This is a genomic window from Stenotrophomonas maltophilia, assembly GCF_002799245.1.
In the GTDB taxonomy this organism is placed as follows: Bacteria; Pseudomonadota; Gammaproteobacteria; order Xanthomonadales; family Xanthomonadaceae; genus Stenotrophomonas; species Stenotrophomonas maltophilia_S.
Genome location: NZ_NEQV01000008.1, coordinates 27,322 through 53,114 on the forward strand (window position 1 = coordinate 27,322; position 25,793 = coordinate 53,114).

Consider the following 25,793-nt stretch of genomic DNA (forward strand, 5'->3'; position numbering starts at 1 on the left):
AACACGGCGATTCCCCGTTTTACCCCTGCCGGTGGGTGGGGGGCCAATAACAACAACGTATTCAGTCGTTGCTGCAAAGCATCAGAATACGCCTCTGGCTGACCGCCAGTACAACGGCGTGGACGGTTCCACGCGCAGGCCCGGCATCGGCCGATGCTCCACGGCCAACCGCACGCCCCGGTATGGACCCGGCGGCTGTCAGCGCGGCGGCAACGCGCTACCCTTGCCGCCCCCGATCTGGTCCCGCCCATGTCCGTCGACAACAACCAACGCGATCTCGAAGCCGGCATCCACACCGACCTGCAGGGACGCCTGACCTACGGCGGCTACCTGCGGCTGGACCAGCTGCTCAGCGCGCAGCAGCCGCTGTCCAGCCCGCCGCACCACGACGAGATGCTCTTCATCATCCAGCACCAGACCTCGGAGCTGTGGCTGAAGCTGCTGGGCCACGAACTGCGCGCGGCGATCGGCTTCCTGCAGCGCGATGAAGTCTGGCAGTGCCGCAAGGTGCTGGCGCGCAGCAAGCAGGTGCTGCGCCAGCTCACCGAGCAGTGGTCGGTGCTGGAAACGCTCACCCCGTCCGAATACATGGGCTTCCGCGACGTGCTCGGCCCGTCTTCGGGTTTCCAGTCGCTGCAGTACCGCTACATCGAGTTCCTGCTGGGCAACAAGAACGCGCAGATGCTGCAGGTGTTCGAGCACGACCCGGCCGGCCAGGCGCAGCTGCGCATCGTGCTGGAAGCGCCCAGCCTGTACGAGGAATTCCTGAAGTACCTGGCCCGCTTCGGCCATGCCGTCCCGGCGGTCTACGAGGCCCATGACTGGACCCAGCCGCATGTCGCCGACGACGCACTGCAGCCGGTCTTCGAGCGCATCTACCAGGACACCGACCGCTACTGGCGCGAGTATTCGCTGTGCGAGGACCTGGTGGACCTGGAGACCGCCTTCCAGCTGTGGCGATTCCGACACATGCGCACCGTGATGCGGGTGATCGGCTTCAAGCGCGGCACCGGCGGCTCGTCCGGCGTGGGCTTCCTGGCCAAGGCGCTGGAACTGACCTTCTTCCCCGAACTGTTCCAGGTGCGCACCAGCCTGCAGGCCGCGCCCCCGGCAGAGCTGGGCTGATCCCCATTCAGCTTTGTCGCCGGCCGGCGGCTGGATCGTTTCAGATGCAAGTTCAGGGAGCAGGCTGCCACCTGCCTCAAACGGCGTGTATTTGACGTGAACGCCAGAAGTCGGTGATCCTCGCGCGTTGCTCCAACTGCACAGCGGACGTGCTCGTCATCCACCGAACCAGGAAATCCGCATGAGCCTAAACGCCACTGCGAACACCCCAGAGCCGGCGCTGCCGGACTTCAAGACCACGATGGGCCACCCGCGCCCGTTGTGGATGCTGTTCATGACCGAGTTCTGGGAGCGCTTTGCGTTCTATGGCATCCGCTGGGCCTTGGTGCTGTACATCGTCGCCCAGTTCTACAACGGCAGCGCTGCCGGTGAAGGCGACGCCAGCCGCATCTACGGCGCCTACCTGGCCCTGGTGTACGCCGCGGCGATCTTCGGCGGCTACGTGGCCGACCGGGTACTGGGCTACCAGCGCTCGATCCTGACCGGCGCGATCATCATGGCCGCCGGCCTGTTCATGATCTCGCTGCCGCAGGAGCACATCTTCAAGCTCGGCCTGGCCACGATCATCGTCGGCAACGGCCTGTTCAAGCCCAACATCTCGACCATGGTCGGCAAGCTGTATGGCCTGAAGGACGAGCGCCGCGACTCGGGCTTCACCATCTTCTACATGGGCATCAACATCGGCGCGATGATCGCCCCGGTGCTGACCGAGTACCTGGCCCGCAAGGTGTTCGGTACCGATGCGATGCCGTCCTACAAGGTCGTGTTCATCGCCTCGGGCGTGGGCATGCTGATCTCGCTGGTGTGGTTCTACATCGGTCGTGCCGGCCTGAAGGGCATCGGTGCACCGCCGGCCGGTGCTGAAGGCTTCGGCCGCATCGTCATGGTGCTGGCCGGTGCCGTGGTTGCCATCCCGGTTGCGTACTTCCTGCTGGCCACCGGCGCTACCGCGCTGGCCTGGATCCTGGGCGCGATGTTCACCGCCCTGGCCGTCCTGCTGCTGGTCGAGGGTATCCGCGAGGGCAAGGTGCAGCGCGACCGTGTGATCGCCATGCTGATCATCTTCGCCTTCAACGTGATGTTCTGGATGTTCTTCGAACAGGCCGGCAGCTCGTTCACCTTCCTGGCCGAGAACATCGTCAACCGCCAGATGGGTGACTGGACCTTCCCGACCGCATGGTTCCAGTCGGTCAACTCGGTGGCGATCATCACCCTGGCGCCGATCATCGCCTGGATCTGGGTGGCCCTGGGCCGCGCCAATCCGTCCATCCCGCGCAAGTTCGGCCTGGGCCTGCTGTTCAACGGCGCCGCTTTCGCGCTGCTGATGTACGCCCTGTCGCAGATGGTGGTGGACGGCAAGATCCCGTTCTGGACCCTGTTCATGGTCTACGTCATCCAGTCGGTGGGCGAGCTGTGCCTGTCGCCGATCGGCCTGTCGATGGTGACCAAGCTGGCCCCGGTGCGCCTGGTCGGCTTCGGCATGGGTGGCTGGTTCCTGTCCACCGGCATCGGCAACAACCTGTCGGGCATCTTCGCTGGCGTGGTCAGTGGTGAAGGCGGCATGACGGTCGAGTCGGCCCTGAAGGGGTATACCTTCGGGTTCTGGGCCCTGATCGGCTCCGGCGTGGTGCTGTTCCTGGTCGCCCCGCTGATCAACAAGCTGATGCACGGCGTCAAGTAACGATGAGAGGGTAGAAGGCATGCGCATGAAGCTCGGTGGTGCAGTGGTGGTGGTCTGTGCGGCGCTGATCGGCGCCTGTTCCCAACCGCAAGCGCCTGCCGCCGCCGAGCCCACGCAGCCTCTGGATACCCGACCCACCGAGCCACCGGTCGCTGACCCCAGCGAACCGGTGGCTTCGGGCAATACCCCGGTGGCGGCGGACATCGCCGCCATCGCCGGGCTCGGCGCGCAGTTCGACCCGGCCCGCGACCCCGCCGACGATCTGGCCACCGCCAAGGTGGAAGCCCAGCGCGGCAAGAAGCGCATCCTGCTTGAAGTTGGCAACGCGGCCTGTGATCGCTGCCAGGCGCTGGACGAGACAGTTGAAGGCAACGGCGATCTGCGCCGCTTCCGCGATGCCCACTACGTGTGGGTGAAGGTCAACGCGAGCGACGAGCAGCCCAACGCCACCTTCTTCGCCCAATACCCGGCGATGGAGCGCGACTACCCGTACCTGCTGGTACTCGACGCCGATGGCGGCCTGCTGGTGTCGCAGGCGACCGGCGAGCTGCGCAAGGGCGAAGCCTTCCAGCCCGCACGCGTGACCGCCTTCCTCAAGCAGTGGGCGCCTGATCGGTAGTGCCGGCCGCTGGCCGCTGGCCGGCAGCCTCGGTGGATGCCGACCGTTGGCCATCAGCCCCGGTGGTTGCCGACCGTTGGCCAACAGCCCCGGTGGGTGCCGGCCGTTGGCCGGCACTGGGGCACATCCCCGCACGGCGCGGAGCTACTGCGCGCACCGTCACACTCTCCGAATCAGCGTCTCAACTTCACCGTGAGCACGCCGCTACCGGCAAGGACCTCAGTCGACGCCCCGTCGATGCAACCTACCGGAACGCCCATGCACAGCGACCACGCCGAACGATTGCCCGAACCTGCCAGCGACCTGGCCGAGGGTGGGGCTGGCGAGGGCGTGACCCTGCCTGCGCAGGAGGCGCTGCTGGATGACGCGGGCACCGGCGAGGACGCTGTTGAACTGGCACCGCCACGCCACCGCCTGCCGCAGATCGCGCTGCCCGACAATGTGGTGCTGAAGGGGGCCGTGCAGAAGCTGGTGGAGCAGAAGGCGCGCCTTGATGCGCTTGCCGCCGAGGGCCAGCTGGCCGGGCTGATGCCGCCGGAATGGCAGGGCCACGGCGTGCGTGCCATCGATCTGTCCACCTTCATCCAGGGCGTGCTGCCGTTCCTGCAGACCAGCGAACGTGGCGAAACCGCGCCCGCCCGCCTGCCGGTACGCCACGTGCTGGGGGATGACAGCCGCTGGGGCCTGGAGGATGTCTCCGAGCCGAAGTCGCTGGCCTGGTACCTGGCCAGTGACGAGCGCGCCACCGCCGGCAGCAAGGACGTGGCAGAGGCCTGGCTGGTCGGCGCGCTGGGCCTGGCGTGGATGCAGGAGGGGCGCAGCCGCCCCGGCTTCCTGCGTGCGATGGGCCAGGACAGCCTGGCAGCGCGGGTGACCATGCTGGGTTATCCGCCGGCCAACGAACTGGCGCTGTACAGCGTCACCGCGCACGGCCAGCCGCAGATCTGGTGCGTGCACGGCCGTCGCCGCATGCGGCCGCTGGTGGCGCCCTGGCTGAGTGTGCCGCTGCTGACCGCCTACGGCGTGCCGGCGCCGGTTGCGTGGCCGTCCAGCTTCCCGCCGGTGGAGGCGGTGGCCGAACTGCTGGCGACCGCCCGCCTGGGGCGCGCGCTGCCGGAAGTGGATCTGGGCAAGGTGGTGGCGAAGATCGCCGAGGATGCCGCGTCCGACGCCTGGCAACCGGTCAGCCTGCTGCAGCTCAACACCTGGTCACCCCGTTGGCACTTCTTCCTGGGCACCTTCGTCGGCCTGCCGTCGCTGCTGCTGGTGGCCGCAGCGCTGGCGCTGCCGGGGGCAATCGAAGCGGCCACGGTTGCCGCATCACTCGGTTTCGCCGGCGGTGCCATCGCAGCGCTGGCAGTGCCGTGGATCCACGCACGTCGCAAGCACCTCAGCTGAAAAAAGGGGACGGAGGGGATTAAGTCGCAATCAGCACAGGTGTGCGTGATGCGACTTAATCCCCTCCGTCCCCTTTTTCTCTCAGACGCCTTCGCCCATCCGCTCCAGGCCTTCGCCGGCCAGGCGCAGGATCAGCTTCTCCAGCATCTGCTCCTCCTCGTCGCTCAGCACCGACATCAGCTTGCGGGTGATCTCGATCACCATCGGGGCGATGGTCTCGTATACCTCGAAGCCGGCCGCCGACAGCGCCAGCACCGAGCGGCGGCGGTCGTCGCCGTGGGTCTCGCGCTTGATGAAACCGCGCTCCAGCAGGCGGGCCACGGCCCGGCTGACCGCCACCTTGTCCATCGCCGTGCGGTCGGAGACCTCGCTGGCCGAGGAACCCGGGTACAGCGCCAGGATGGTGATCACCCGCCACTCGGGGATCGCCAGACCGTAACGATCACCGTATAGCTTGGCGATGTTGCCGCTGACCCGGTTGGACAGCACGCTCAGCCGGTACGGCAGGAACTGTTCCAGGTCGAGCAGGACGTGCGAAGAACGCAGGCGGGTCGAAACGGGATCGGCGGGGCTCATGTTGCGGTGCACCTTGCTGGTGGTTTCAAGTGTAACTATAAGTGTTGGGTCCAGACCCTGCATTCTCGCCGGGTCCCTACCTGCCCGCACCTGGTTTGTACCGATGCGGTACCGATTCGGAGCCACGCCATGAATACCGCAGTCCCGACCGCCTCGCATCCCAACCCCGGCATGCAGGTCACCACCTTCGAGAACCCGATGGGCATCGACGGCTTCGAGTTCGTCGAATTCGCCGCCCCGGCAGGCCGCGGCCAGGAGCTGCACGAGTACTTCCGGAAGATGGGCTTCAGCGCGGTGCTCAAGCACAAGCAGCGTCCGATTACCGTCTATCGCCAGGGCGACGTCAACTTCCTGGTCAATGAGGACCCCGATTCGTTCGCCTCGGACTTCGCCGAAAAGCACGGTCCGTGCGCCTGCGGCTTCGCGATCCGCTTCAAGAAGCCGGGTCAGGAGGTCTACCAGACCGCGCTGGGCAACGGCGCCGAAGCCATCGCCTTCAAGCCGGACAGCAAGGCGGTCGGCGCGCCGGTCATCAAGGGCATCGGCGATTGCATGCTGTACCTGGTCGACCGCTACGGCAGTGCCGGCAGCATCTTCGACGGCGACTACGAGCCGATCGCCGGTGCCGACCTGCACCCGGTGGGCTTCGGCCTGACCTTCATCGACCACCTGACCCACAACCTGTACTTCGGCAACATGCAGCAGTGGTCGGACTACTACGAACGCCTGTTCAACTTCCGCGAGATCCGCTACTTCGACATCAAGGGCCTGAAGACCGGCCTGGTGTCCAAGGCGATGACCGCGCCGGACGGCATCGTGCGCATCCCGCTGAACGAATCGTCCGACCCGAAGAGCCAGATCAACGAGTACCTGGACGCGTACAAGGGCGAAGGCATCCAGCACATCGCCTGCTTCACCGAGAACATCTACGAGACCGTCGAGGCGATGCGCGCGCAGGGTGTGGATTTCCTCGACACGCCGGAGACCTACTTCGACGTGATCGACCAGCGCGTGCCGAACCACGGTGAAGACGTGGCACGCCTGGCGAAGAACAAGATCCTGATCGATGCCGATCCGGAAACCCACCAGCGCAAGCTGCTGCAGATCTTCACCCAGAACTGCATCGGTCCGATCTTCTTCGAGATCATCCAGCGCAAGGGCAACGAAGGCTTCGGTGAAGGCAACTTCACCGCGCTGTTCGAGAGCATCGAGCGCGACCAGATCCGCCGCGGCGTGCTGTAAGGTCTTCGGGAGCGCCGGGCCACGCCCGGCGCCTGCCCACCTGTAGAGCCGAGCCTTGCTCGGCCGCTTTCCGTTCCGGTCTCGCCGTTTCCAGGAGTCCCCCATGTCCCCCGCCATCACCGCCCGCGGCTACCAGTCCGGCTTCGGCAACGAATTCGCCACCGAGGCCGTCGCCGGCGCGCTGCCGGTCGGGCAGAACTCGCCACAGAAGGTGGCCCATGGCCTCTATGCCGAACAGTTGACCGGCACCGCCTTCACCGCGCCGCGTGGCAGCAACCGCCGCAGCTGGCTGTACCGGATCCGTCCGGCGGTGACCCATGGTGAGTTCACCCCGTTCGCGCAGTCGCAGCTGCAGTGTGATTTCGGCGCACAGCCGGCCTCGCCGAACCAGCTGCGCTGGAGTCCGCTGCCGCTGCCGGAGCTGCCGACCGACTTCGTCGAAGGCCTGTACACGATGGGCGGCAACGGTTCGCCGGATGCGCATGCCGGCGTGGGCATCCACCTCTACGCTGCCAACCGCGACATGGTCGGCCGCTACTTCTACGACGCCGATGGTGAACTGCTGATCGTGCCGCAGCTGGGCGCGCTGCGCCTGCTGACCGAGCTGGGCGTGATCGAAATCGAGCCGCAGCAGATCGCAGTGATTCCGCGCGGCGTACGGTTCCGCGTCGAGCTGCCCGATGGTCCCAGCCGCGGCTACATCTGCGAGAACTACGGTGCGCTGCTGAAGCTGCCCGACCTCGGCCCGATCGGTTCCAACGGCCTGGCCAACCCGCGCGACTTCGAAACCCCGCACGCGGCGTTCGAGGATGTTGATGGCGATTTCGAGCTGATCGCAAAGTTCGAAGGCCGCCTGTGGCGTGCGCCGATCGACCATTCGCCGCTGGACGTGGTGGCCTGGCACGGCAACTACGCGCCGTACCGCTACGACCTGCGCCGCTTCAACACCATCGGTTCGATCAGCTACGACCACCCGGATCCGTCGATCTTCCTGGTGCTGCATTCGCCCAGCGACACGCCCGGGACCAGCAACATGGATTTCGCGATCTTCCCGCCGCGCTGGCTGGTGGCGCAGAACACCTTCCGCCCCCCGTGGTTCCACCGCAACATCGCCAGCGAGTTCATGGGCCTGGTGCATGGCGCCTATGACGCCAAGGCCGAAGGCTTCGTGCCCGGTGGCGCATCGCTGCACAACTGCATGAGCGGTCACGGCCCGGACGCGCCGACCTTCGACAAGGCCTCCAATGCCGATCTGTCCAAGGCCGATGTCATCAAGGACACGATGGCCTTCATGTTCGAGACCCGCGCGGTGATCCGCCCAAGCGCGCAGGCCTTGGCTGCCGGCCATCGCCAGGGCGATTACCAGCAGTGCTGGAACGGGCTGCGCAACAACTACCGCTGAAGCGGAAGGGGCCACGTCTCGGCGACACGCCGCACCCGGTAGGTGCCGACCTTGGTCGGCACGCGCTTATGTGCCTGAAACGACTTAATCCCCTCCGTCCCCTTTTTCTTCAGGCGGCTTCGGCGAATGCGTCGCAATGCTCCAGCGGCAGTGCTTCCAGCAGGCGCTGGCGTACGCGCTGGCAATAGCCTTCCGAGGTCAGCCCGGGCAGCATCCGCATCGCCGATTGCAGCACCTGCAGTACGTCCCTTTCCGCACGGGCCTGCTGCAGGTCGCGGAACAACGCCGCCGCCTGCGGGTGGCGCTGCATTTCCAGGATGCCCAGCACATAGATGCGCGCGGCCACCAGCGAGCGGCGGCGTTCGACCGCGGTGGACGCGGTTGCTGCAGGTGCCGCGGCCGGTGGTGCGGGTGTCGGCTCCACCGCGGCTGCGGGCGACGGTGGTGGGGCTGGGGCGCCGGTACCGGTGCTCAGGTAGCCGGCCTGCACCAGCTGGATGACCATCGCCGGCGCGTCCTGGCCGAGCAGACCGGTCAGGTCGGCAATGGTGCGCTGGCCGTCGCACAGGATCAGCAACCGGCGCTGGCGCATGTCCAGCGGCGCGCGATGGGCCTGCAGCGCGGTTCGGGCGAGTTCGGTCTTGCGCGGTTGCATGGAAGGGACAGCCAAGTCGGTGCACGCCGAGCCTGAACGAAGGCGATGAAACCGCGATGACAATGCAGCGCCTGCACGTGCGCTGCGCTAGCGTGCAGCTACCTCCGTGCCAGGGAACCGCACCGATGAAGCACCTTCCGATTGCCGGTCTTCTGCTGTTGTCGCTCACCGCCTGCAACCGCAGCGCCGAGGCGCCGTCGCCGGCCGCCACTGCGCCCAGTGCGGGCGCCGCTGCCACGCCTGCGCCGATGGTTCCGGCTACCGGGCAGGGACCGGCGCGCCTGGACGGTTTCGCCGGCGCGATGCTGGGCGCCGGCATCACCGAGGTCCGCAGTGGTTTTGGCGCGCCGCTGCAGGGGCTGGGCACTGATGCCGCCGGCAAGCCGCTGCCGGCCGACGATGGCAACGATGGCTGCTACTTCCTGCGCCCGCAGGGTGCCGAGGACCCGCGCCTGATGATCGAAGGCCGCAAGCTGGTGCGCTACGACGTGCGCAGCGCAGCCATCACCGCACCGGGCGGCGGCAAGGTCGGCATGACCCTGGGTGAGCTGCAGGTGCTGTACCCCGAGCGCGCTGACGTCGGCCCCGACAAGTACGACGAGAAGGCCCAGCACCTGCGCGTGCGGCCGGCGCAGGAGGGCGGGGCGGTGATCGACTTCGCGCTCGGTGCTGATGGTCGGGTGGGTGCCTGGCGTGTCGGGCAGACCCCGCAGGTCGACTATGTGGAAGGCTGTGGCTGATCCTTGATCCATCGCCCAGCCATGCGCTCGGGCCAAGCGTAGAATCGCGCCACCACTGCTGGGGGAGTGCTCGATGATCGCCATTGCCATTGCCTGGTTCCTGCTTGGCCTGCTGCTGCTGGCGCTGGGCGGGGACTCCATCGTCAAGGCCGTGTCCGGCCTGGCCCAGCGTTTCGGGGCCAGCCCGTTCACTGCCGGGCTGCTGCTGCTCGGAGTGACCACCTCGTTGCCGGAACTGGCGGTCAACGCGCGTGCGCTGGCGGTCGGCCAACCGGAGCTGGCACTGGGCAACGCGGTGGGCAGCAGCATCGTCAATCTGGGCTTGACCCTGGCGATGGCCGCGATCGCCGCGCCCCTGCTGCTGCGCGCGCGCCTGCAGACGGTGCTGTGGTGGTCGCTGCTGGCGGCCGGCGCGCTGCTGATCCTGTTCGGGCTGGATGGTCGCCTGGTGCGCTGGGAGGGCGGGGTGCTGGTGGCGGGCTTCATCGTCGTGCAGGTGTTGCTGCTGCGCCGCGGCCGCGTTGAGAGCGCCGAGGTGCAGGCGGCCATCGCCGAATCCGCACTGAGCCGCACCAGCCTGCCGTTGAACGTGCTGCGGGTGCTGATCGCCGGGCTCACCCTGTACTGGGGCGCGCGCCTGGTGGTGGGGGCTGCTGCCGATTTCGGTGCTGCGCTGGGCTGGACGCCGCTGCTGGTCGGCCTGTTGCCGGTGGCGATCGGCACCGCACTGCCGGAAGTGGCCACGGCCGTCGCCGCCGCACGTCGCGGCCACGGCGACATGGTGCTCGGCCATGTGCTGGGCTCCAGTGTGGTCAACCTGCTGCTGGTGATCGGTGCGATGGCGGTGTTGCAGCCGTTGGCCTTGCCGGCCTCGTTCGTGCGCCTGGAACTGCCGGCGCTGCTGGCGTTCGCGCTGGTGCTGTACCCGATGCTGCGCGGCGACCTGAAGATCAGCCGCAGCGAGGGCGGAATCCTGCTTGTCGCGTTCGCCGGCTGGTTCGTGCTGGAACTGCTGCTGGTGGGCGCCCCGGCGTTGTAGATCCACGCCATGCGTGGATGCGGTTGGTTCCATGCCGACCAACGGTCGGCACCTACCGGTCAACCCGTCGATGATGCGGTAGCTGCCAACCTTGGTTGGCACTCGGGGAAACATGGCGCCGACCAAGGTCGGCCTCTACCGGATTTACCGGTTCCACGCCATGCGTGGATGCAGTTGGTTCCATGCCGACCAACGGTCGGCACCTACCCGCACAGGGTTACCGGCCCTGCGCGTGCTTTTCTTCTTCCCGCACCGGTTCCGGCGGCGGCAGTTGCTCTTCGGCGGCCGGCTCGTTGCCCGGCAGGCTGGGGCGGGTTTCCATCAGCAGCGACAGCGCGGCCTTGGCCATCATGTGCGCGCTGATCGGTGCGGTGATGAACAGGAACACGGTGATCAGCAGCTCGCGCGGCTGCGGGTCCTGGCCGAGGAAGATGTGGTAGCACACCGAGCACACCAGCACGCAGCCCACGCCCAGCGTGCTGGCCTTGGTCGGTGCATGCAGGCGCTTGAAGAAGGTGGACAGCTTCACCAGCCCCAGTGCGCCGACCAGGATGAAGAAGCAGCCGAACAGCAGCAGGATCGACAGGCCGATCTGGATCGCGGTGATCATTCGACGATGTCCCGGCGCAGCACGAACTTGCTCAGCACCACGGTGCTGCCAAAGCCGAGCATGGCGATGATCAGCGCCGCCTCGAAATAGATCGGCGAGTTGAGGTACATGCCGAACAGCATCAGCTCGGCGATCGCGGTCACCGACAGCGTGTCCAGCGCGAGGATGCGGTCGGGTACGGTCGGCCCGCGCAGCAGGCGCCAGGTGGCCAGCAGCATGGCCAGGCCGACCACGTGCATGCACACCACCAGGGTGGTCTGGATGACTTCAAAACCGGTCATGGGAAGATCTCCATCAACGGCGCCTCGTAACGGCGCTTGATCGTATCGATCAGGTCCTGTGGGTCCTCCAGGTGCAGCACGTGCACCAGCAGGAACTTGCGGTCGTCGCTGAGCGCGGCCGAGACCGTGCCCGGGGTCAGGGTGATCATGCTGGTCAGCGCGGCGATGCCATGGATGTTGGCGATGTCCAGCGGCAGCCAGATGAAACCCGGGTGGATGTTCTTCTCCGGGCCGAGCACCTGGATGGCCACGCGGATGTTGGACATCAGGATGTCCCACAGGGTCACGCACAGCAGTTTCGGCAACGGGCGCAGGGTGCCGATGCGGGCGAACTCGCGGTCCAGGCGTGCGGCGAACAGCGGCACCACCACGCCCAGCAGCAGGCCCAGCACGATCTGGCCAAGGGTGAAGCTGTCGGACATCAGCAGCCAGAACGCCACCACCATGATGCTGAGCATCGGCGAGGGAATCAGGCGGCGGAACAGGGAGCGCTGGGCGGTCATGGCTGGCGGATCTCCGGTGCAGTCGCGCGCAGCTGCTGCACATACTCGCTGGGTTGCAGCAGCTGTGCGGCGGTGGCGTCGGTGTAGCGCATCAGCGGTGCTGCGGCCAGGGTCATGCCGATGCCGTAGGCCAGCAGGATGCAGGCGGCGTACAGCTCGACCCGGCGCAGGCGTGCCTTGCGCGGTACCGGCGCTTCCGGATCGACCGGCGGCACACGCCAGAACAGGCGGATGCCACCACGGGTCAGGCCCATGATCACCAGCAGGCTGCTGACCAGTACCGCGGTCCAGACCGGGGCGGTGTACTGCGCCGGCATGCCGGCCAGCAGCGCAGCCTTGGCCAGGAAGCCGGACAGTGGCGGCAGGCCGGCCACCGACACCGCGCCGATCAGGAACAGCACGGCGGGTGTTTCCTTGCCCGGCATCGGCGCGACCACTTCCTTGCGGTCGCTGGCGCCACCGCGACGGCGGCGGATCAGATCGGCAACCAGGAACAGCGCGGCGGCGACGAAGCTGCTGTGCGGCAGGTAGTACAGGCCGGCCGAGAGCACCTGCGGTGTACCCACCGAGAAGGCGATGAACAGCGTGGCTGCCGACACGATCACCAGGTAGGAGATCAGCACGCGCAGGCGGGTCGCGGCCAGCGCGCCAAGGCCGCCCAGCACCAGCGTTGCGACGCCAGCCCACAGCAACCAGTCGCGGCCATAGCCGGCCATCGCGCCGGCATCGTCGCCGAACCACAGCATCTGGATGCGCAGCACCGCGTACAGGCCGACCTTGGTCATGATCGCGAACAGGGCGGCCACGGCGGCGGGGGCGCGCGAGTAGGCTTCCGGCAGCCACAGGTACAGCGGCATCAGCGCAGCCTTGGCGCAGAACACCAGCAGCAACAGGCCCATCGTCGCCTTCACCAGGGTCAGCTGCGCCGGCGGCAACTCGGCGATGCGCTGCGACAGCTCGGCCATGTTCAGCGAGCCCAGCGAGGCGTACAGCAGGCCCAGCGCGATCAGGAACAGGGTCGAGGCGGTGACGTTGAACACCACGTAATGCAGGCCGATGCGCATGCGCAGGCCACGGCCACCACTGAGCAGCAGGCCGTAGGAGGCGATCAGCATCACTTCGAAGAACACGAACAGGTTGAAGATATCGCCGGTCAGGAACGCACCGTTGAGGCCGACCAGCTGGAACTGGAACAGTGCATGGAAGTGCGGTGCGCGGCGGTCCCAGCCCGAGCAGGCATGCAGCAGGCAGGGAATGGCCAGCAGCAGGGTGGTCAGCAGCATCCACGCCGACAGCCGGTCGGCCACCAGCGCGATGCCCAGCCGCGACGGCCAGTCGCCGAGCAGGTAGACGTTGATCTCGCCGCTGGCGGTGGTGGAAAACAGCAGGCCGACCGCCAGTGCCAGCGCCGACAGCGAGGTCCAGGCCACCGCGCGCTGCACCCTGGGGCCATAGCGGCGGTGTTCGACGAACAGCGACAGCGCGGCACCCAGCAGCGGAATCAGGATCGGCAGGATCACCAGATGGTTCATGCGCGGTCCTCGCCCTGGCGCGGCGGCACGCTTTCATCCTGCAGGTCGTCATCCGGCTCGTGGGCGTCCACGTGGTCGCTGTGGTTGTCGCTGCGGCTGCGCATGGCCAGCACGATGCTCACGGCGGTCATCGCGAAGGCGATCACGATCGCAGTCAGCACCAGCGCCTGCGGCAGCGGGTCGGTGTAGTTGCCCAGGTGGCTGTCCACGCCTTCCTGCAGCACCGGCGCCTTGCCCAGCACCACGCGGCCACCGGCGAAGATCAGCAGGTTGGTGGCGTAGGACAGGAAGGTCATGCCGAGGATCACATCGAAGCTGCGCGCACGCAGCAGCAGGTAGATGCCGATGGCGGTCAGCACGCCGATCGCGGTAGCCAGGGCCAGTTCCATCAGTGCATCTCCCCGGTGCGTGCCGAACGGCGTTGCAGGTCGATCTCACCCTTGCGGGCGGTGCGGGTACGCGACGGCTTGATCGTGCCCATCATCGAAAGCATCAGCATGGCGCCGCCGAACACCACCAGATAGACGCCGATGTCAAAGCCGATCGCGCTGGCCAGCGGCACGTCGCCGATCAACGGCAGGTACAGGTCGAGATGACCGCTGGTCAGGAACGGCACGCCGAACAGCATCGATGCGCTGCCGCTGAGCAGGGCGATCAGCAGGCCCATGCCGATGCAGCGGATGTAGTCGAAGCCGAAGCGCGACTCCACCGACGCAGTGCCCTGGATCACGTACTGGATCAGCAGCGGTACCGCCAGCACCAGGCCGGCGATGAAGCCGCCACCCGGTGCGTTGTGGCCACGCAGGAACAGGAAGATCGACACGGTCAGGGTCAGCGGGAACATGATCTGCGCCAGGTCGGCCGGCACCGGCAGCTTGATCGGCGGGCCGGGCATGATCTGCTCCGGTGCCATCCGCGTACGCCGCAGCAGGGCATGCACCACCAGCGCGGCGATGCCGAACACGGTGATCTCGCCGAAGGTATCGAAGCCGCGGAAGTCGACCAGGATCACGTTGACCACGTTCTGGCCGTAGGCCTCGGGCAGCGCACGGGCGAGCAGCTCGCCGGCCATGGTGTTCGGCGGCAAGGTCATCGCGGAATAGGCCAGCGCGCCAAGCCCGGCACCGGCGACGATCGCGATCACCGCATCGCGGCGCTTGCGCCAGCGCGGCCGTTCCGGGCCGGACTGCGCAGGCAGGTAGTTCATGCCCAGCAGCATCAGCACCAGGGTCACCATCTCCACCAGCAGCTGGGTCAGGGCCAGATCTGGTGCGGACAGGAACACGAAGGTCAGCGCCACCATCAGGCCGACGCCGCCGACCAGCAGCACCGCCAGCAGGCGCTGCTTGTAGACGCGCAGGGTGGCGACCGCACAGGCCATCATCACCAGCCACAAGGCCCAGCCCAGCAGCGGAATCGGCTGCGGCGCGGTCCAGTTCGGCGAGGCCGGGTTGGCCACGAACGGTGCAGCGGCGACCACGATCGCCACCAGTACCAGGCCCAGCAGCATGCGCTGCAGGCTGCCATTGGCGATGCCGTTGGTCAGGCGCATGGCCAGCGCGGAGATCGCATCCAGCTGCGCATGGAACACGTTGCGGCCGGTAGTGCGGGTTTCCACGCCGTGCAGGTTGATCAGCCTGCGCAGGCCGAAGTACAGCGCCACGCCGCCGATCACGCCGATCACGCTCATTGCCAGCGGCAGGTTGAAGCCGTGCCACACCGCCAGGCTGTACTCGGGCATGGCGTTGCCGAGGATCGAAGCCGCGGCGGCATGCAGCACCGGCGCCACGGTCAGTGCCGGCGCCACGCCCACCGCCACGCAGATCACCACCAGCAGTTCCACCGGCACCTTCATCCAGCGCGGCGGCTCATGCGGGACGCGGTCCAGATCGTGCGGGCCACTGCCGAAGAAGGTGTCGTGCACGAAGCGCAGGCTGTAGGCCACGCCCAGCACGCCGGCCAGCAGCGCGGCAACCGACACCGCCGTGCGCATCGCCCCCGGGCCGCCACCGGCGGTCAGCGCCTCGGCGAACAGCATTTCCTTGGACAGGAAGCCGTTGAGCAGCGGGATGCCGGCCATCGCCAGCGAGGCGATGATCGCCAGCGCGCTGGTGAACGGCATCAGCTTGCGCAGGCCACCGAGCTTGCGCATGTCACGGGTGCCGGTTTCGTGGTCGATGATGCCGGCGGCCATGAACAGCGAGGCCTTGAAGGTGGCGTGGTTGAGGATGTGGAACACGCCGGCCACCACCGCCATCGGCGTGGACAGCCCGAACAGCAGGGTGATCAGGCCCAGATGCGAGATCGTCGAGTACGCCAGCAGGCCTTTCAGGTCGTGCTGGAAGATCGCGTTCCAGGCGCCGATCAGCAGGGTCAGCGCACCGATGCCGCTGACCGTGTAGAAGAACAGGTCGCTGCCGGCCAGCGCCGGATGCAGGCGCGCCAGCAGGAACACGCCGGCCTTCACCATGGTGGCCGAGTGCAGGTAGGCCGAGACCGGGGTGGGCGCCGCCATCGCGTGCGGCAGCCAGAAGTGGAACGGGAACTGCGCGCTCTTGGTGAAGATGCCGGCCAGCACCAGGAACAGTGCGTACGGGTACAGCGCGCTGGCGCGGATCTGCTCGCCGGCGGCCAGCACCACGTCCAGGTCGAAGCTGCCGACGATACGGCCGATCAGCAGCACGCCACCGAGCAGGGCCAGGCCGCCGCCGCCGGTGATCACCAGCGCCATGCGCGCGCCTTCGCGGGCGTCCTGGCGGTGCGACCAGAAGCCGATCAGCAGGAACGAGCTGATGCTGGTCATTTCCCAGAAGATCATCAGCAACAGCAGGTTGCCCGACAGCACCATGCCCAGCATGGCGCCCATGAACAGCAGCAGGTAGCAGTAGAAGCGGTGCGCGTTGTCCTGCTGGCTCAGGTAGTAGCGCGCATACAACACCACCAGTGCGCCGATGCCCAGCACCAGCCCGGCGAACATCCAGGCCAGCCCGTCCAGGCGCAGGGTGAAGTCCAGGCCGATCTGTGGCAGCCAGGGCACCAGTGTGCGGACCACCTGGCCATCGAGTACGGACGGGGTCAGCCAGCCGAGGATGGCCAGCCCGCCCAACGGCGCCAGCGCCGCCAGCCAGGCAGCAGTCGAGCGCGAACTACGGGGGAAGGCCGCAACAGCCGCTGCCATCAGGAACGGCAGGGCCAGCAGCAGGGGCAGGCTGGGGAGCATGCAGGGAATCCATGATTCACGAGCAGGTCAGGGAGAATAACAGGCTGCGAAATGTCGCCGAAACCCATCGAACAGCGATCAATTGCATGTAACGTTCGCTGATTCATTTTTTCTGCGGCGCAGCATCACGTTCCTGTATCCCTCCCCGGTTGCCCTGAGGGGACACCCTACGCCCACGCAGGGAGACCGCAGGCCCTGTCGCACAGGGGCTGCCGCCAACGGGCGGGAAGTGGGGAGCGAGTCACCGGCGCAGGCTGGCAGGGCCGCCGTGGAGTGTGGGTGACGGAATCCGCCCGTTCAGGAAACGACGGCCGCTGTCGGCTGCCGGCAGTTCAATAGCGCCAGTCGAGCTTGCGGTAGAACTTGGCCATCACCCAGGCCGGGCCGATCAGCAGATAGGTCAGGTCGGTCAGGAAGCTGGGCTTGCGGCCCTCGAACTTGTGGCCGATGAACTGCGCGATCCAGGCCACCACGAACACCCCCACCGCCAGCCAGCGCAGGGCCTGCAGGCCGATCTCGGCCTCCAGCAGGCGGCACAGGCAGCCGAACACGAAGAACTGGATGAGCATGCCGATGCCCAGCGGGCGCGACAGCTTGTTGTAGAAGCACCAGGCGCTGAACATCGCCAACGCCGACCAGATGCCGTACTGGAACCAGGTGATCAGCGGCGGCAGGCACCACAGCAGGGCCACCACCGACCACAAGATCGCCGGTACCGCCACCACGTGGATGCGCTGGTTGATCACATTGCGATGGTCGTCGGAGTAGCTGGCGAAATAGCGGTCGATCGGCCGCGCAAGCTCGGTGGATGTCTGCATGCGGCCAGCATACTCCCGCCGCGCCCGTAGTAGAGCCATGCCATGCCTGTCTGCAGGACCTCACGTATCCCGCAGTAGAGCCAGGCCATGCCTGGCTGCAGGACCTCACGTATCCCGCAGTAGAGCCAGGCCATGCCTGGCTGCGAACGCGGGACGGACCGCAGAACGCCCCCAGCCACGTGGGCCGGGGGCGCAGGCGGATCAGTCGACGCTGATCCCGGCCAGGCGCTGCAGCGCCTCGGCGTACTTGGCGCGGGTGCGCTCGATGATTTCGGCCGGGATGGTCGGGCCCGGAGCGGTCTTGCCCCAGTCCAGCGTCTCCAGGTAATCGCGCACGAACTGCTTGTCGTAGCTCGGCGGGCTGGTGCCCACTTCGTACTCGTCGGCCGGCCAGTAGCGCGAGGAATCCGGCGTCAGCATCTCGTCCATGATGTACAGGCGGCCATCGGCATCGGTACCGAACTCGAACTTGGTGTCGGCCAGGATGATGCCGCGCTCGCGGGCGTAATCGGCGGCGAACTTGTAGATGCGCAGGGTGGCATCGCGCACGCGCTCGGCCAGATCCGCACCGACCTGCTTCACCATTGCATCGAAATCAATGTTCTCGTCATGGTCGCCGACAGCGGCCTTGGTCGAGGGGGTGAAGATCGGCTCGGGCAGCTGCTCGGCCTGGCGCAGGCCGTCGGGCAGGTCGATGCCGCTGACCTTGCCGGTGCGCTGGTAATCCTTCCAGCCGCTGCCGATCAGGTAGCCGCGGGCGATCGCTTCCACCGGGACCGGCTTCAGCTTGCGGGTGACCACTGCACGCTTGGCGTACAGGGCCGGGTCCACGCCTTCGGGCAGCACGCTGGCCACCTCGATGCCGGTCAGGTGGTTGGGCATCAGGTGCGCGGTCTTGGCGAACCAGAAGTTGGACACCTGGCAGAGCATCTCGCCCTTGCCCGGGATCGGGTCGGGCAGGACCACGTCGAACGCCGACAGGCGATCGGTGGCCACCATCAGCAGGTAATCGCCCGGCGGGGTCCCTGCAGGCAGCCGCTCGCGCGGGATATCGAACACATCACGCACCTTGCCGCGGTGGCGCAAGGGCAGGCCGGGGAGATCGGATTGCAACAGCGTGGTTGGCACGGGCACTCCTGGGGCGTTGTCGATACGGCTGCCCAACGGACCCGGCGGGCCCGCTGACCAGCGGGCGGCCTAGTGTAAAGCCGTCCGGGCCCGCTGTGACGTAAAATGAGCGTCCATTTCGTCGGCCGACCCCGGAGCGCCATGCGCTGGTACGGAAAACTGCTCGGATTCATCGCCGGCGCCCTGCTGTTCCGGCCCAATCCGCTGTTCGGCGCGGTGGTCGGCCTGCTGATCGGCCATGCCTTCGATTCGGACTGGTTCCGCCTGAACAAGGAGAACCCGTACCGGGAGCTGGGGCTGACCTCCGAGGCCACCGATGCCGAGGTCGAGCGCGCCTACCGCAAGCTGATCTCCCAGTACCACCCCGACAAGCTTGGCGGCGCCGCCCCCGAGCTGCAGCAGCAGGCCGAGCAGAAGTCGCGGCGGATCAATGCCGCCTACGACCGCATCAAGACCCTGCGCAAGCGCTGACCCCTGAGCCCCGCCTGCGGGCGGGAGAACCTTTTCCCCGTTCCGAAGGCCCCGGCCATGTCCAATTGCCTCATCGCCCCGTCCATCCTCTCCGCCAACTTCGCCCGCCTCGGCGAGGAAGTCGACAACGTCCTCGCCGCCGGCGCCGACTGGGTCCACTTCGACGTGATGGACAACCACTACGTGCCGAACCTGACCATCGGCCCGATGGTCTGCCAGGCCCTGCGCAAGCACGGCGTGACTGCGCCGATCGACGTGCACCTGATGGTCGAGCCGGTGGACCGCATCATTCCGGACTTCGCCGAGGCCGGTGCCACCTACATCAGCTTCCACCCGGAGGCCAGCCGCCACGTGCACCGCACCATCCAGCTGATCCGCTCGCTGGGCTGCAAGCCCGGCATCGTGCTCAATCCGGCCACGCCGGTGGACATCCTCGACTGGGTGCTGGATGACCTGGACCTGGTGCTGCTGATGTCGGTCAACCCGGGCTTCGGTGGCCAGGCCTTCATCCCCTCGGCGCTGGACAAGCTGCGCGTCGTGCGCAGGATGATCGACGCCAGCGGCAAGGACATCCGCCTGGAGATCGACGGCGGCGTGAAGGCCGACAACATCGGTGAGATCGCCGCTGCCGGCGCCGATACCTTTGTCGCCGGTTCGGCCATCTTCAACGCCAAGACCAGCTACCAGGACGTGATCGCGCAGATGCGCGCGAATGTCGCTGCGGCGCGGGGCTGAGCCATGAGCACGGTGGCCGTGTTGAACATCCGCCCGGCCACTGTTGCCGATGCTGGCCTGATCCTGCATTTCATCCGCGAGCTGGCCATCTACGAGAAGGCCGAGCATTCGGTGCAGACCGATGAGATCGGCATTGCCGAAAGCCTGTTCGGTGCCGATGCCACCGCGTGCGCGCTGATCTGCGAAGCCAATGGCGAAGCGATCGGCTATGCGGTGTACTTCTACAACTATTCCACCTGGCTGGGCCGCAAGGGCATCTACCTGGAAGACCTGTATGTCAGCCAGGAAAAGCGCGGCGCCGGTGCCGGCAAGGCGCTGTTGAAGTACATCGCACGCCAGGCCGTGGCCGAGGGCTGCGGTCGTTTCGAATGGTCGGTGCTGGACTGGAACACCCCGGCCATCGAGTTCTACACCGCCGCCGGTGCGAAGCCGCAGGACGAGTGGACCGTGTACCGGCTGCAGGGCCAGGCACTGCACGATTTCGCCAACGGGTGAGGCGAAATGCATCCACGCATGGCGTGGATCTACCAACCGGCTGGGTGCGAACCGCAGCCTGGTGGGTGCGAACCTTGGTTCGCACTCCCCGTGCACCCAAAAAAAAGCCACGCCAATCACTGGCGTGGCCTCGCTGCATGCGTGGGAGGCTGATCCTGCCTCCATCCATCGTCCCTGCTATGGCCTTCCATTCTCCAGCAGCTGAATGACACCTGCGTGACATTCACCGCGGGCAAACAGCACGTTGCTAGCCTGTGCCACCCCGCCCTGGAAGCTCCGCATGACCGCACCACGCTGGCGCCTGATCCTCAACGGCAAATCTGCTGGCAACGATGCGTTGCGCGACGCTGTCGGTCATTGGCGCGGGCAGGGGGTGCAGCTGGAAGTGCGGGTGACCTGGGAGGACGGCGACGCTGAGCGCTATGTGGCCGAGGCGATCGAGCATGGCGTGGATGTCATCGTGGCGGCGGGCGGTGACGGCACGCTCAGTGCTGTTGCGGAAACCCTGGCGCACCGCAGGGAAGTGGCCGATGCGCTGCCCTCGCTGGCGTTGATCCCGATGGGGACCGCCAACGACTTCGCCACGTCGGCAGGCATTCCCACCGAGCCACAGGAAGCCTTCGCGCTGATCGCGCAGACGGTGCCACGCGCGGTCGACCTGTTGCGCGTCGATGCCGATGGCACGCCCTGGTGGTGCGCCAATCTCGCCAGCGGTGGCTTCGGCACGCAGGTCACGGTGGAAACCGATGCGGGCCTGAAGAAGATGCTGGGTGGCCTGGCCTATGTGATCACCGGCATCGCCAAGCTCGGTCGCATCGAGCCGGTCAACGCGCGCCTGTCCGGTCCGCAGTTCGCCTGGGAAGGTGACTTCATCGCGCTGGGCATCGGCAATGGCCGCCAGGCGGGGGGCGGCCAGCAGTTGTGCCCGGAGGCGGTGATCGACGACGGGCTGCTGGATGTCACCGTGCTTCCGGAACTGGAGGGGGAGGTCACTGCCACCCTGGGCCAGATGTTCAAGTCCGGCACCCAGGCGGCACTGGAGCAGCTGGCCACGCGCGCGCGGCTGCCGTGGCTGCAGGTGGAATCCGAGCGCCCGCTGACGCTCAACCTGGACGGCGAGCCGGTGCAGGCCCGCCAGTTCCGCATCCAATGCGTGCCGGGCCGCGTACGGATGCACCTGCCGGCCGGTTGCCCGTTGCTGGCCGGGCAGGGGTAGAGCCGGCTGGGTAGAGTCGTCCCGGTCCCCGCCGCCGGTCCCGCATAGGTCGCCGCCGCGGTCCGCGCCACAGCCCCCATCACCGGCACCGTGCTCGCCGTGGTTCAGTTTCCAAGGGTTTCCCTCCCGCCGATCCTGCGATACAGTCAAGGGGTGTACAGCCTGACGACCCCGCATACCTTTTCTTCCGCACGCCGTTGGTGGCGATGGTGGCCCGTTGCCGTCGTCCGCCCCCATAACGCTGTGTCCCGGAAGGAAAGTCGTCTTGAACTCGCACGCTCAGTTTCAGCTGCAGGCCGCTGAAGGCCACACCCATATTCCCGTCGTCCGTGAAGTGCTGTCCGACCTGGACACGCCGCTTTCGGTCTATCTGAAGCTCGCCGACGGCCCCAATACCTACCTGTTTGAATCCGTCGAAGGCGGCGAGCGCTTTGGTCGTTACTCGATCATCGGCCTGCCGGCGCGCCGCGTGTACGCCTTCCATGGGCACACGCTGACCGTGCGCGAAGACGGCCAGGTGGTGGAAACCCGCGAGGTGGCCGACCCCTTCGCCGAAGTCGAGGCGCTGCGCAGCGCCCACTCGGTGCCCAAGCTGGAAGGCCTGCCAGGCTTCACCGGTGGCCTGGTCGGCTGGTTCGGTTTCGAGTGCATCGGCTACATCGAACCGCGCCTGGCCCCGACGGCCGGCCGCGACGAGCTGGGCACGCCGGACATCCTGCTGCTGGACTCCAACGAGCTGGCGGTATTCGACAACCTCAAGGGCCGGCTGTACCTGATCGTGCATGCCGACCCGCGCCTCGACGGCGCCTTCGAACAGGCCCAGGCGCGCCTGGATGCACTGACCGCGAAGCTGCGTGCACCGGGTGCCGGCTATCCGGCGCCGCTCAACAGCGACGTGCTGGATGAATCCGATTTCGTCTCCGGTTTCACCCGCGAAGGCTTCGTCGATGCGGTCCAGCGCAGCAAGGAATACATCCGCGCCGGTGACATCTTCCAAGTGGTGCTCAGCCAGCGCCTGAGCGTGCCGTTCAAGGCGCGCCCGGTGGATGTATACCGTGCGCTGCGCGCACTGAACCCATCGCCGTACATGTACTTCCTGGATGTCGGTGACCTGCAGGTGGTCGGCTCCTCGCCGGAAATCCTGGTGCGCCTGCAGGATGGCGAAGTCACCGTGCGTCCGATCGCCGGTACCCGCCCGCGCGGCGCCACCGTCGAGCAGGATCTGGCGCTGGAAGCCGAGCTGCTGGCCGACCCGAAGGAACGCGCCGAGCACCTGATGCTGATCGACCTCGGCCGCAACGATGCCGGCCGCGTGTCGAAGGCCGGCACCGTGGAAGTGGGCGAGCAGTTCGTGATTGAACGCTACAGCCACGTCATGCATATCGTCAGCGAAGTGACCGGGCAGCTGCAGCCGGGCCTGAGCTATGCCGATGTGCTGCGTGCCACCTTCCCGGCCGGCACGGTCAGCGGCGCGCCCAAGATCCGCGCGCTGGAAGTGATCCGCGAACTGGAACCGATCAAGCGCAACGTCTACGCCGGCAGCATCGGCTACATCGGCTGGCACGGCGATGCCGATACCGCGATCGCGATCCGCACCGCGGTGATCAAGGATGGCCGCCTGTGCGTGCAGGCCGGCGCCGGCATCGTCTACGACTCGGACCCGGACAAGGAATGGGACGAGACGATGAACAAGGGCCGCGCGCTGTTCCGCGCCGTTGCCCAGGCCGCCAAGGGCCTGTGAAGCTCCCCGTGCCGCGGCCTGCGCCGCGGCACCTTCCGCTGTTCCCATTCAAGACAAGGAGTACCGCATGAAGCTGCTGAGCGCATTGCTGTGGTCGTCACTGCTGGCCACGATGGCCCCGTCTGCGTGGGCGCAGGCCAATACCATTCCTTCGCAGCCGCACCTGCTGGTGAAGGGCAGTGCCACCCGCACCGTCATGCCGGACCGCTTCACCGTGAAGGTGGCGCTGGCGTCGGTCGACATGCAGACCAGCGTTGCCCGCCAGCGCGTGCAGGGAAACACCGAGCGGGTGCTGCAGCTCTTCGAGAAGCATGGTGCCCTCAAGGACAGCGTGCGTGCGGACAACCTGAGCATCACGCCGTCGACGCGCTACCGCGATGATGAAGAAGTGTTCAACGGTATCGAGGCGAGCCGCAGCCTGACCGCGTCATTTGCCAGTGCCGAAGCACTGAAGGATTTCCTGGGTGATCTGAAGGCCAGCCGCGAAGTGCAGGTGAGCACGGCCGTGCCCACCTATGCCAATGCGGCGCGTCTGCGCGCCGAACTGAAGGCCGAGGCAGCTGCCGAGACCCGGGCGTCGGCCAAGGGGCTGGCCGGGGCTTACGGCGCGAAGATCACCGGCCTTTACAGCATTTCCGATGTGGCCCCCAGTTTCGCCTACGGCGTGCAGGCAGGCAGTTGGCCGAATGCAAGCCAGGCCGCAGGTGGGGATGGCTATGCAGGAGGCGATAGCACCGCCCTGGAGCGGATACAGGTCACTGGCAGCCGCGCGGCGCCGGCGCCGGCTGCTGGCGAACTGCTGGTGGCCGCGCCCATCACCTACACCGAAAACGTATACGCCATTTTCCTGATAAGCGACGGAACCTGACCATGTTGTGGATGATCGACAACTACGACAGCTTCACCTACAACCTCGTGCAGTACCTGCAGACGCTGGGCGCCGAGGTGAAGGTGGTGCGCAACGATGCGATGAGCGTGGACGAGATCGCCGCGCAGAAGCCCGAGCGCATCGTCATCTCGCCCGGCCCGTGCACGCCCAACGAAGCGGGCGTGTCGCTGGAGCTGATCCAGCGCCTGGGCCCGACCACGCCGATCCTCGGCGTGTGCCTGGGCCACCAGGGCATCGGCCAGGTCTACGGCGGCACCGTGATCCGTGCCGGCAACATCATGCACGGCAAGACCTCGCCGATCCGCCATGAAGGCAAGGGCGTGTTCGCCGGCCTGCCGGACCGCTACCAGGCCACCCGCTACCACTCGCTGGTGGTGGACAAGAACAGCCTGCCCGACGCGCTGGAAGTGACCGCCTGGACCGAAAACGACGACGGCTCGATCGAAGAGATCATGGGCCTGCGCCACCGCCAGTTCCCGGTGGAGGGCGTGCAGTTCCACCCCGAATCCATCCTCACCGAACACGGCCACGCCCTGCTGCGCAATTTCCTGCAGCGCCCGGCGGCCTGATCCAAGGAGCATTCCCATGAGCTTCTCCCCCCAGGAAGCCCTGCATCGCACCATCGAGCACCGCGAAATCTTCTTCGACGAAATGGTCGACCTGATGCGGCAGATCATGCGCGGCGACGTGTCGCCGATGATGACCGCAGCGATCCTCACCGGCCTGCGGGTGAAGAAGGAGACCGTGGACGAAATCGCCGCGGCGGCCACCGTGATGCGTGAATTCGCCCGGCCAGTGCCGGTGGCCGACACCGCCAACCTGGTTGATATCGTCGGTACCGGTGGCGATGGTTCGCACACCTTCAACATTTCCACCTGCGCGATGTTCGTGGCCGCCGCCGCCGGTGCTCGCGTGGCCAAGCATGGCAACCGCAGCGTGTCGTCCAAGTCCGGCAGCGCCGATGCGCTGGAAGCGCTGGGCGCGGTGATCGAACTGCAGCCGGACCAGGTGGCCACGGCCATCGAGCGGACCGGCATCGGTTTCATGTTCGCGCCGATCCATCACCCGTCGATGAAGGTCGTCGCGCCGGTACGCCGCGAGATGGGCGTGCGCACCATCTTCAACATCCTCGGCCCGCTGACCAACCCGGCCAGCGCACCGTCGGTGCTGATGGGCGTGTTCCATCCCGATCTGGTAGGCATCCAGGCACGCGTGCTGCGCGAGCTGGGCACCGAGCGTGCGATGGTGGTCTGGGGCCGCGACAACATGGATGAGATCTCGCTGGGCGCGGGCACCCTGGTCGGCGAACTGCGCGACGGCAAGGTGCGCGAGTACGAGATCCACCCCGAAGACTTCGGCATCGCCATGTCGGCCAGCCGCAACCTGCGCGTGGACGGCCCGGAGCAGTCCATCCAGATGCTGCGCGCCGTGCTGGACAACGAGCCCGGCCCGGCGCTGGACATCGTCGCGCTGAACGCCGGCGCCGCGCTGTACGTGGCCGGCGTGGCCAGCGACATCGGTGACGGCCTGGCCCGTGCCCGTGCCGCCATTGCCAACGGCAGCGCCCGCCAGCGCCTGCTGCAGTATGTCGAGACCACCCACGCGCTGGTTGCCTGAGCGCGCGGTTCAGCCTGACCCCTTCGATGGCCGATAATGGCCGTCCTCACCGCCCCCGCA

Annotated in this window: 26 protein-coding genes; 16 read left to right on the forward strand and 10 right to left on the reverse strand. The window is 67.1% G+C overall.

Features of this window, described 5'->3' with window-relative positions:
* Window positions 1-249: 249 nt before the first annotated feature.
* The 4 genes from B9Y64_RS19845 (at window position 250) to B9Y64_RS19860 (ending at window position 4,823) form a co-directional block, all read left to right on the forward strand.
* The gene (locus tag B9Y64_RS19845; RefSeq protein ID WP_100442121.1) at window positions 250-1,125 is read left to right on the forward strand and encodes a tryptophan 2,3-dioxygenase; all 876 of its coding nucleotides are present in this window, start codon (window positions 250-252) and stop codon (window positions 1,123-1,125) included.
* Between the two features lie 181 nt (window positions 1,126-1,306).
* Window positions 1,307-2,806: a peptide MFS transporter gene (locus tag B9Y64_RS19850; RefSeq protein ID WP_100442122.1), complete on the forward strand. Its 1,500-nt coding sequence runs from the start codon at window positions 1,307-1,309 to the stop codon at window positions 2,804-2,806.
* A 19-nt stretch (window positions 2,807-2,825) separates the two neighbouring features.
* Window positions 2,826-3,425 carry a thioredoxin family protein gene (locus tag B9Y64_RS19855; protein ID WP_100442123.1) on the forward strand — a complete coding sequence of 200 codons (600 nt, stop codon included), beginning with the start codon at window positions 2,826-2,828 and terminating at the stop codon, window positions 3,423-3,425.
* A gap of 258 nt (window positions 3,426-3,683) precedes the next feature.
* Window positions 3,684-4,823, forward strand: coding sequence for a hypothetical protein (locus B9Y64_RS19860; RefSeq protein WP_100442124.1), 1,140 nt, complete (start codon window positions 3,684-3,686; stop codon window positions 4,821-4,823).
* 81 nt (window positions 4,824-4,904) lie between these two features.
* Here the strand turns inward: B9Y64_RS19860 and B9Y64_RS19865 are convergent, their stop codons facing one another.
* Window positions 4,905-5,462 (reverse strand): MarR family winged helix-turn-helix transcriptional regulator, encoded by a 558-nt coding sequence (locus B9Y64_RS19865; protein ID WP_100442125.1) that lies wholly within the window; start codon window positions 5,460-5,462, stop codon window positions 4,905-4,907.
* 66 nt (window positions 5,463-5,528) lie between these two features.
* Between B9Y64_RS19865 and hppD the strand changes: the two genes are divergently transcribed.
* Window positions 5,529-6,641: a 4-hydroxyphenylpyruvate dioxygenase gene (hppD, locus tag B9Y64_RS19870; protein ID WP_202909092.1), complete on the forward strand. Its 1,113-nt coding sequence runs from the start codon at window positions 5,529-5,531 to the stop codon at window positions 6,639-6,641.
* 103 nt (window positions 6,642-6,744) lie between these two features.
* Window positions 6,745-8,043, forward strand: coding sequence for a homogentisate 1,2-dioxygenase (gene hmgA / locus B9Y64_RS19875; protein WP_100442126.1), 1,299 nt, complete (start codon window positions 6,745-6,747; stop codon window positions 8,041-8,043).
* A 109-nt stretch (window positions 8,044-8,152) separates the two neighbouring features.
* Here hmgA and B9Y64_RS19880 read toward each other — a convergent pair whose 3' ends face one another.
* Window positions 8,153-8,698: a hypothetical protein gene (locus B9Y64_RS19880; RefSeq protein WP_100442127.1), complete on the reverse strand. Its 546-nt coding sequence runs from the start codon at window positions 8,696-8,698 to the stop codon at window positions 8,153-8,155.
* 125 nt (window positions 8,699-8,823) lie between these two features.
* On the opposite strand from B9Y64_RS19880, the gene B9Y64_RS19885 reads away from it, so the two are divergent.
* Together B9Y64_RS19885 and B9Y64_RS19890 are read left to right on the forward strand one after the other, a co-directional pair.
* Window positions 8,824-9,438 (forward strand): hypothetical protein, encoded by a 615-nt coding sequence (locus tag B9Y64_RS19885; protein WP_100442128.1) that lies wholly within the window; start codon window positions 8,824-8,826, stop codon window positions 9,436-9,438.
* A 73-nt stretch (window positions 9,439-9,511) separates the two neighbouring features.
* Entirely contained in the window at window positions 9,512-10,477 is a 966-nt protein-coding gene (locus tag B9Y64_RS19890) for a sodium:calcium antiporter (protein ID WP_100442129.1), read from the forward strand.
* Between the two features lie 217 nt (window positions 10,478-10,694).
* Here the strand turns inward: B9Y64_RS19890 and B9Y64_RS19895 are convergent, their stop codons facing one another.
* The 8 genes from B9Y64_RS19895 to B9Y64_RS19930 all read right to left on the reverse strand — a co-directional run bounded on the left by B9Y64_RS19895 (window position 10,695) and on the right by B9Y64_RS19930 (window position 18,569).
* Window positions 10,695-11,087 carry a Na+/H+ antiporter subunit G gene (locus B9Y64_RS19895; RefSeq protein WP_100442130.1) on the reverse strand — a complete coding sequence of 131 codons (393 nt, stop codon included), beginning with the start codon at window positions 11,085-11,087 and terminating at the stop codon, window positions 10,695-10,697.
* Window positions 11,084-11,368: a K+/H+ antiporter subunit F gene (locus B9Y64_RS19900; RefSeq protein ID WP_005411334.1), complete on the reverse strand. Its 285-nt coding sequence runs from the start codon at window positions 11,366-11,368 to the stop codon at window positions 11,084-11,086. The genes B9Y64_RS19895 and B9Y64_RS19900 overlap by 4 nt, the downstream gene beginning before the upstream one ends.
* Window positions 11,365-11,871, reverse strand: a complete 507-nt coding sequence (locus B9Y64_RS19905; RefSeq protein ID WP_014038751.1) for a Na+/H+ antiporter subunit E — start codon at window positions 11,869-11,871, stop codon at window positions 11,365-11,367. Before B9Y64_RS19905 ends, B9Y64_RS19900 begins: the two co-directional genes overlap by 4 nt.
* Window positions 11,868-13,403, reverse strand: a complete 1,536-nt coding sequence (locus tag B9Y64_RS19910; protein ID WP_100442131.1) for a monovalent cation/H+ antiporter subunit D — start codon at window positions 13,401-13,403, stop codon at window positions 11,868-11,870. The genes B9Y64_RS19905 and B9Y64_RS19910 overlap by 4 nt, the downstream gene beginning before the upstream one ends.
* Window positions 13,400-13,792 (reverse strand): Na+/H+ antiporter subunit C, encoded by a 393-nt coding sequence (locus B9Y64_RS19915; RefSeq protein ID WP_049428077.1) that lies wholly within the window; start codon window positions 13,790-13,792, stop codon window positions 13,400-13,402. Before B9Y64_RS19915 ends, B9Y64_RS19910 begins: the two co-directional genes overlap by 4 nt.
* The gene (locus tag B9Y64_RS19920) at window positions 13,792-16,623 is read right to left on the reverse strand and encodes a monovalent cation/H+ antiporter subunit A (protein WP_100442132.1); all 2,832 of its coding nucleotides are present in this window, start codon (window positions 16,621-16,623) and stop codon (window positions 13,792-13,794) included. The genes B9Y64_RS19915 and B9Y64_RS19920 overlap by 1 nt, the downstream gene beginning before the upstream one ends.
* A gap of 332 nt (window positions 16,624-16,955) precedes the next feature.
* Window positions 16,956-17,441, reverse strand: coding sequence for a DUF962 domain-containing protein (locus tag B9Y64_RS19925; protein WP_100442133.1), 486 nt, complete (start codon window positions 17,439-17,441; stop codon window positions 16,956-16,958).
* Window positions 17,442-17,642: 201 nt separating this feature from the next.
* Window positions 17,643-18,569, reverse strand: a complete 927-nt coding sequence (locus tag B9Y64_RS19930; RefSeq protein WP_162292387.1) for a phosphoribosylaminoimidazolesuccinocarboxamide synthase — start codon at window positions 18,567-18,569, stop codon at window positions 17,643-17,645.
* 141 nt (window positions 18,570-18,710) lie between these two features.
* Here B9Y64_RS19930 and B9Y64_RS19935 point away from each other — a divergent pair, with 141 nt between their 5' ends.
* From B9Y64_RS19935 to trpD, 8 genes are all read left to right on the forward strand, one after another.
* On the forward strand, window positions 18,711-19,040 hold the full coding sequence (locus B9Y64_RS19935; protein ID WP_005411327.1) for a J domain-containing protein: 330 nt from the start codon (window positions 18,711-18,713) through the stop codon (window positions 19,038-19,040).
* Window positions 19,041-19,097: 57 nt separating this feature from the next.
* Window positions 19,098-19,775: a ribulose-phosphate 3-epimerase gene (gene rpe, locus B9Y64_RS19940; protein ID WP_100442135.1), complete on the forward strand. Its 678-nt coding sequence runs from the start codon at window positions 19,098-19,100 to the stop codon at window positions 19,773-19,775.
* 12 nt (window positions 19,776-19,787) lie between these two features.
* Complete coding sequence (locus tag B9Y64_RS19945) at window positions 19,788-20,270, forward strand: GNAT family N-acetyltransferase (RefSeq protein ID WP_100442214.1); 483 nt, start codon at window positions 19,788-19,790, stop codon at window positions 20,268-20,270.
* A gap of 280 nt (window positions 20,271-20,550) precedes the next feature.
* On the forward strand, window positions 20,551-21,486 hold the full coding sequence (gene yegS, locus B9Y64_RS19950; RefSeq protein ID WP_100442136.1) for a lipid kinase YegS: 936 nt from the start codon (window positions 20,551-20,553) through the stop codon (window positions 21,484-21,486).
* Window positions 21,487-21,751: 265 nt separating this feature from the next.
* Entirely contained in the window at window positions 21,752-23,227 is a 1,476-nt protein-coding gene (gene trpE / locus B9Y64_RS19955; protein ID WP_100442137.1) for an anthranilate synthase component I, read from the forward strand.
* A 67-nt stretch (window positions 23,228-23,294) separates the two neighbouring features.
* Entirely contained in the window at window positions 23,295-24,095 is an 801-nt protein-coding gene (locus B9Y64_RS19960) for an SIMPL domain-containing protein (RefSeq protein WP_100442138.1), read from the forward strand.
* Window positions 24,096-24,097: 2 nt separating this feature from the next.
* Entirely contained in the window at window positions 24,098-24,685 is a 588-nt protein-coding gene (locus tag B9Y64_RS19965; RefSeq protein WP_087923833.1) for an anthranilate synthase component II, read from the forward strand.
* A gap of 16 nt (window positions 24,686-24,701) precedes the next feature.
* Window positions 24,702-25,733 carry an anthranilate phosphoribosyltransferase gene (gene trpD, locus B9Y64_RS19970; protein ID WP_100442139.1) on the forward strand — a complete coding sequence of 344 codons (1,032 nt, stop codon included), beginning with the start codon at window positions 24,702-24,704 and terminating at the stop codon, window positions 25,731-25,733.
* Window positions 25,734-25,793 lie beyond the last annotated feature (60 nt).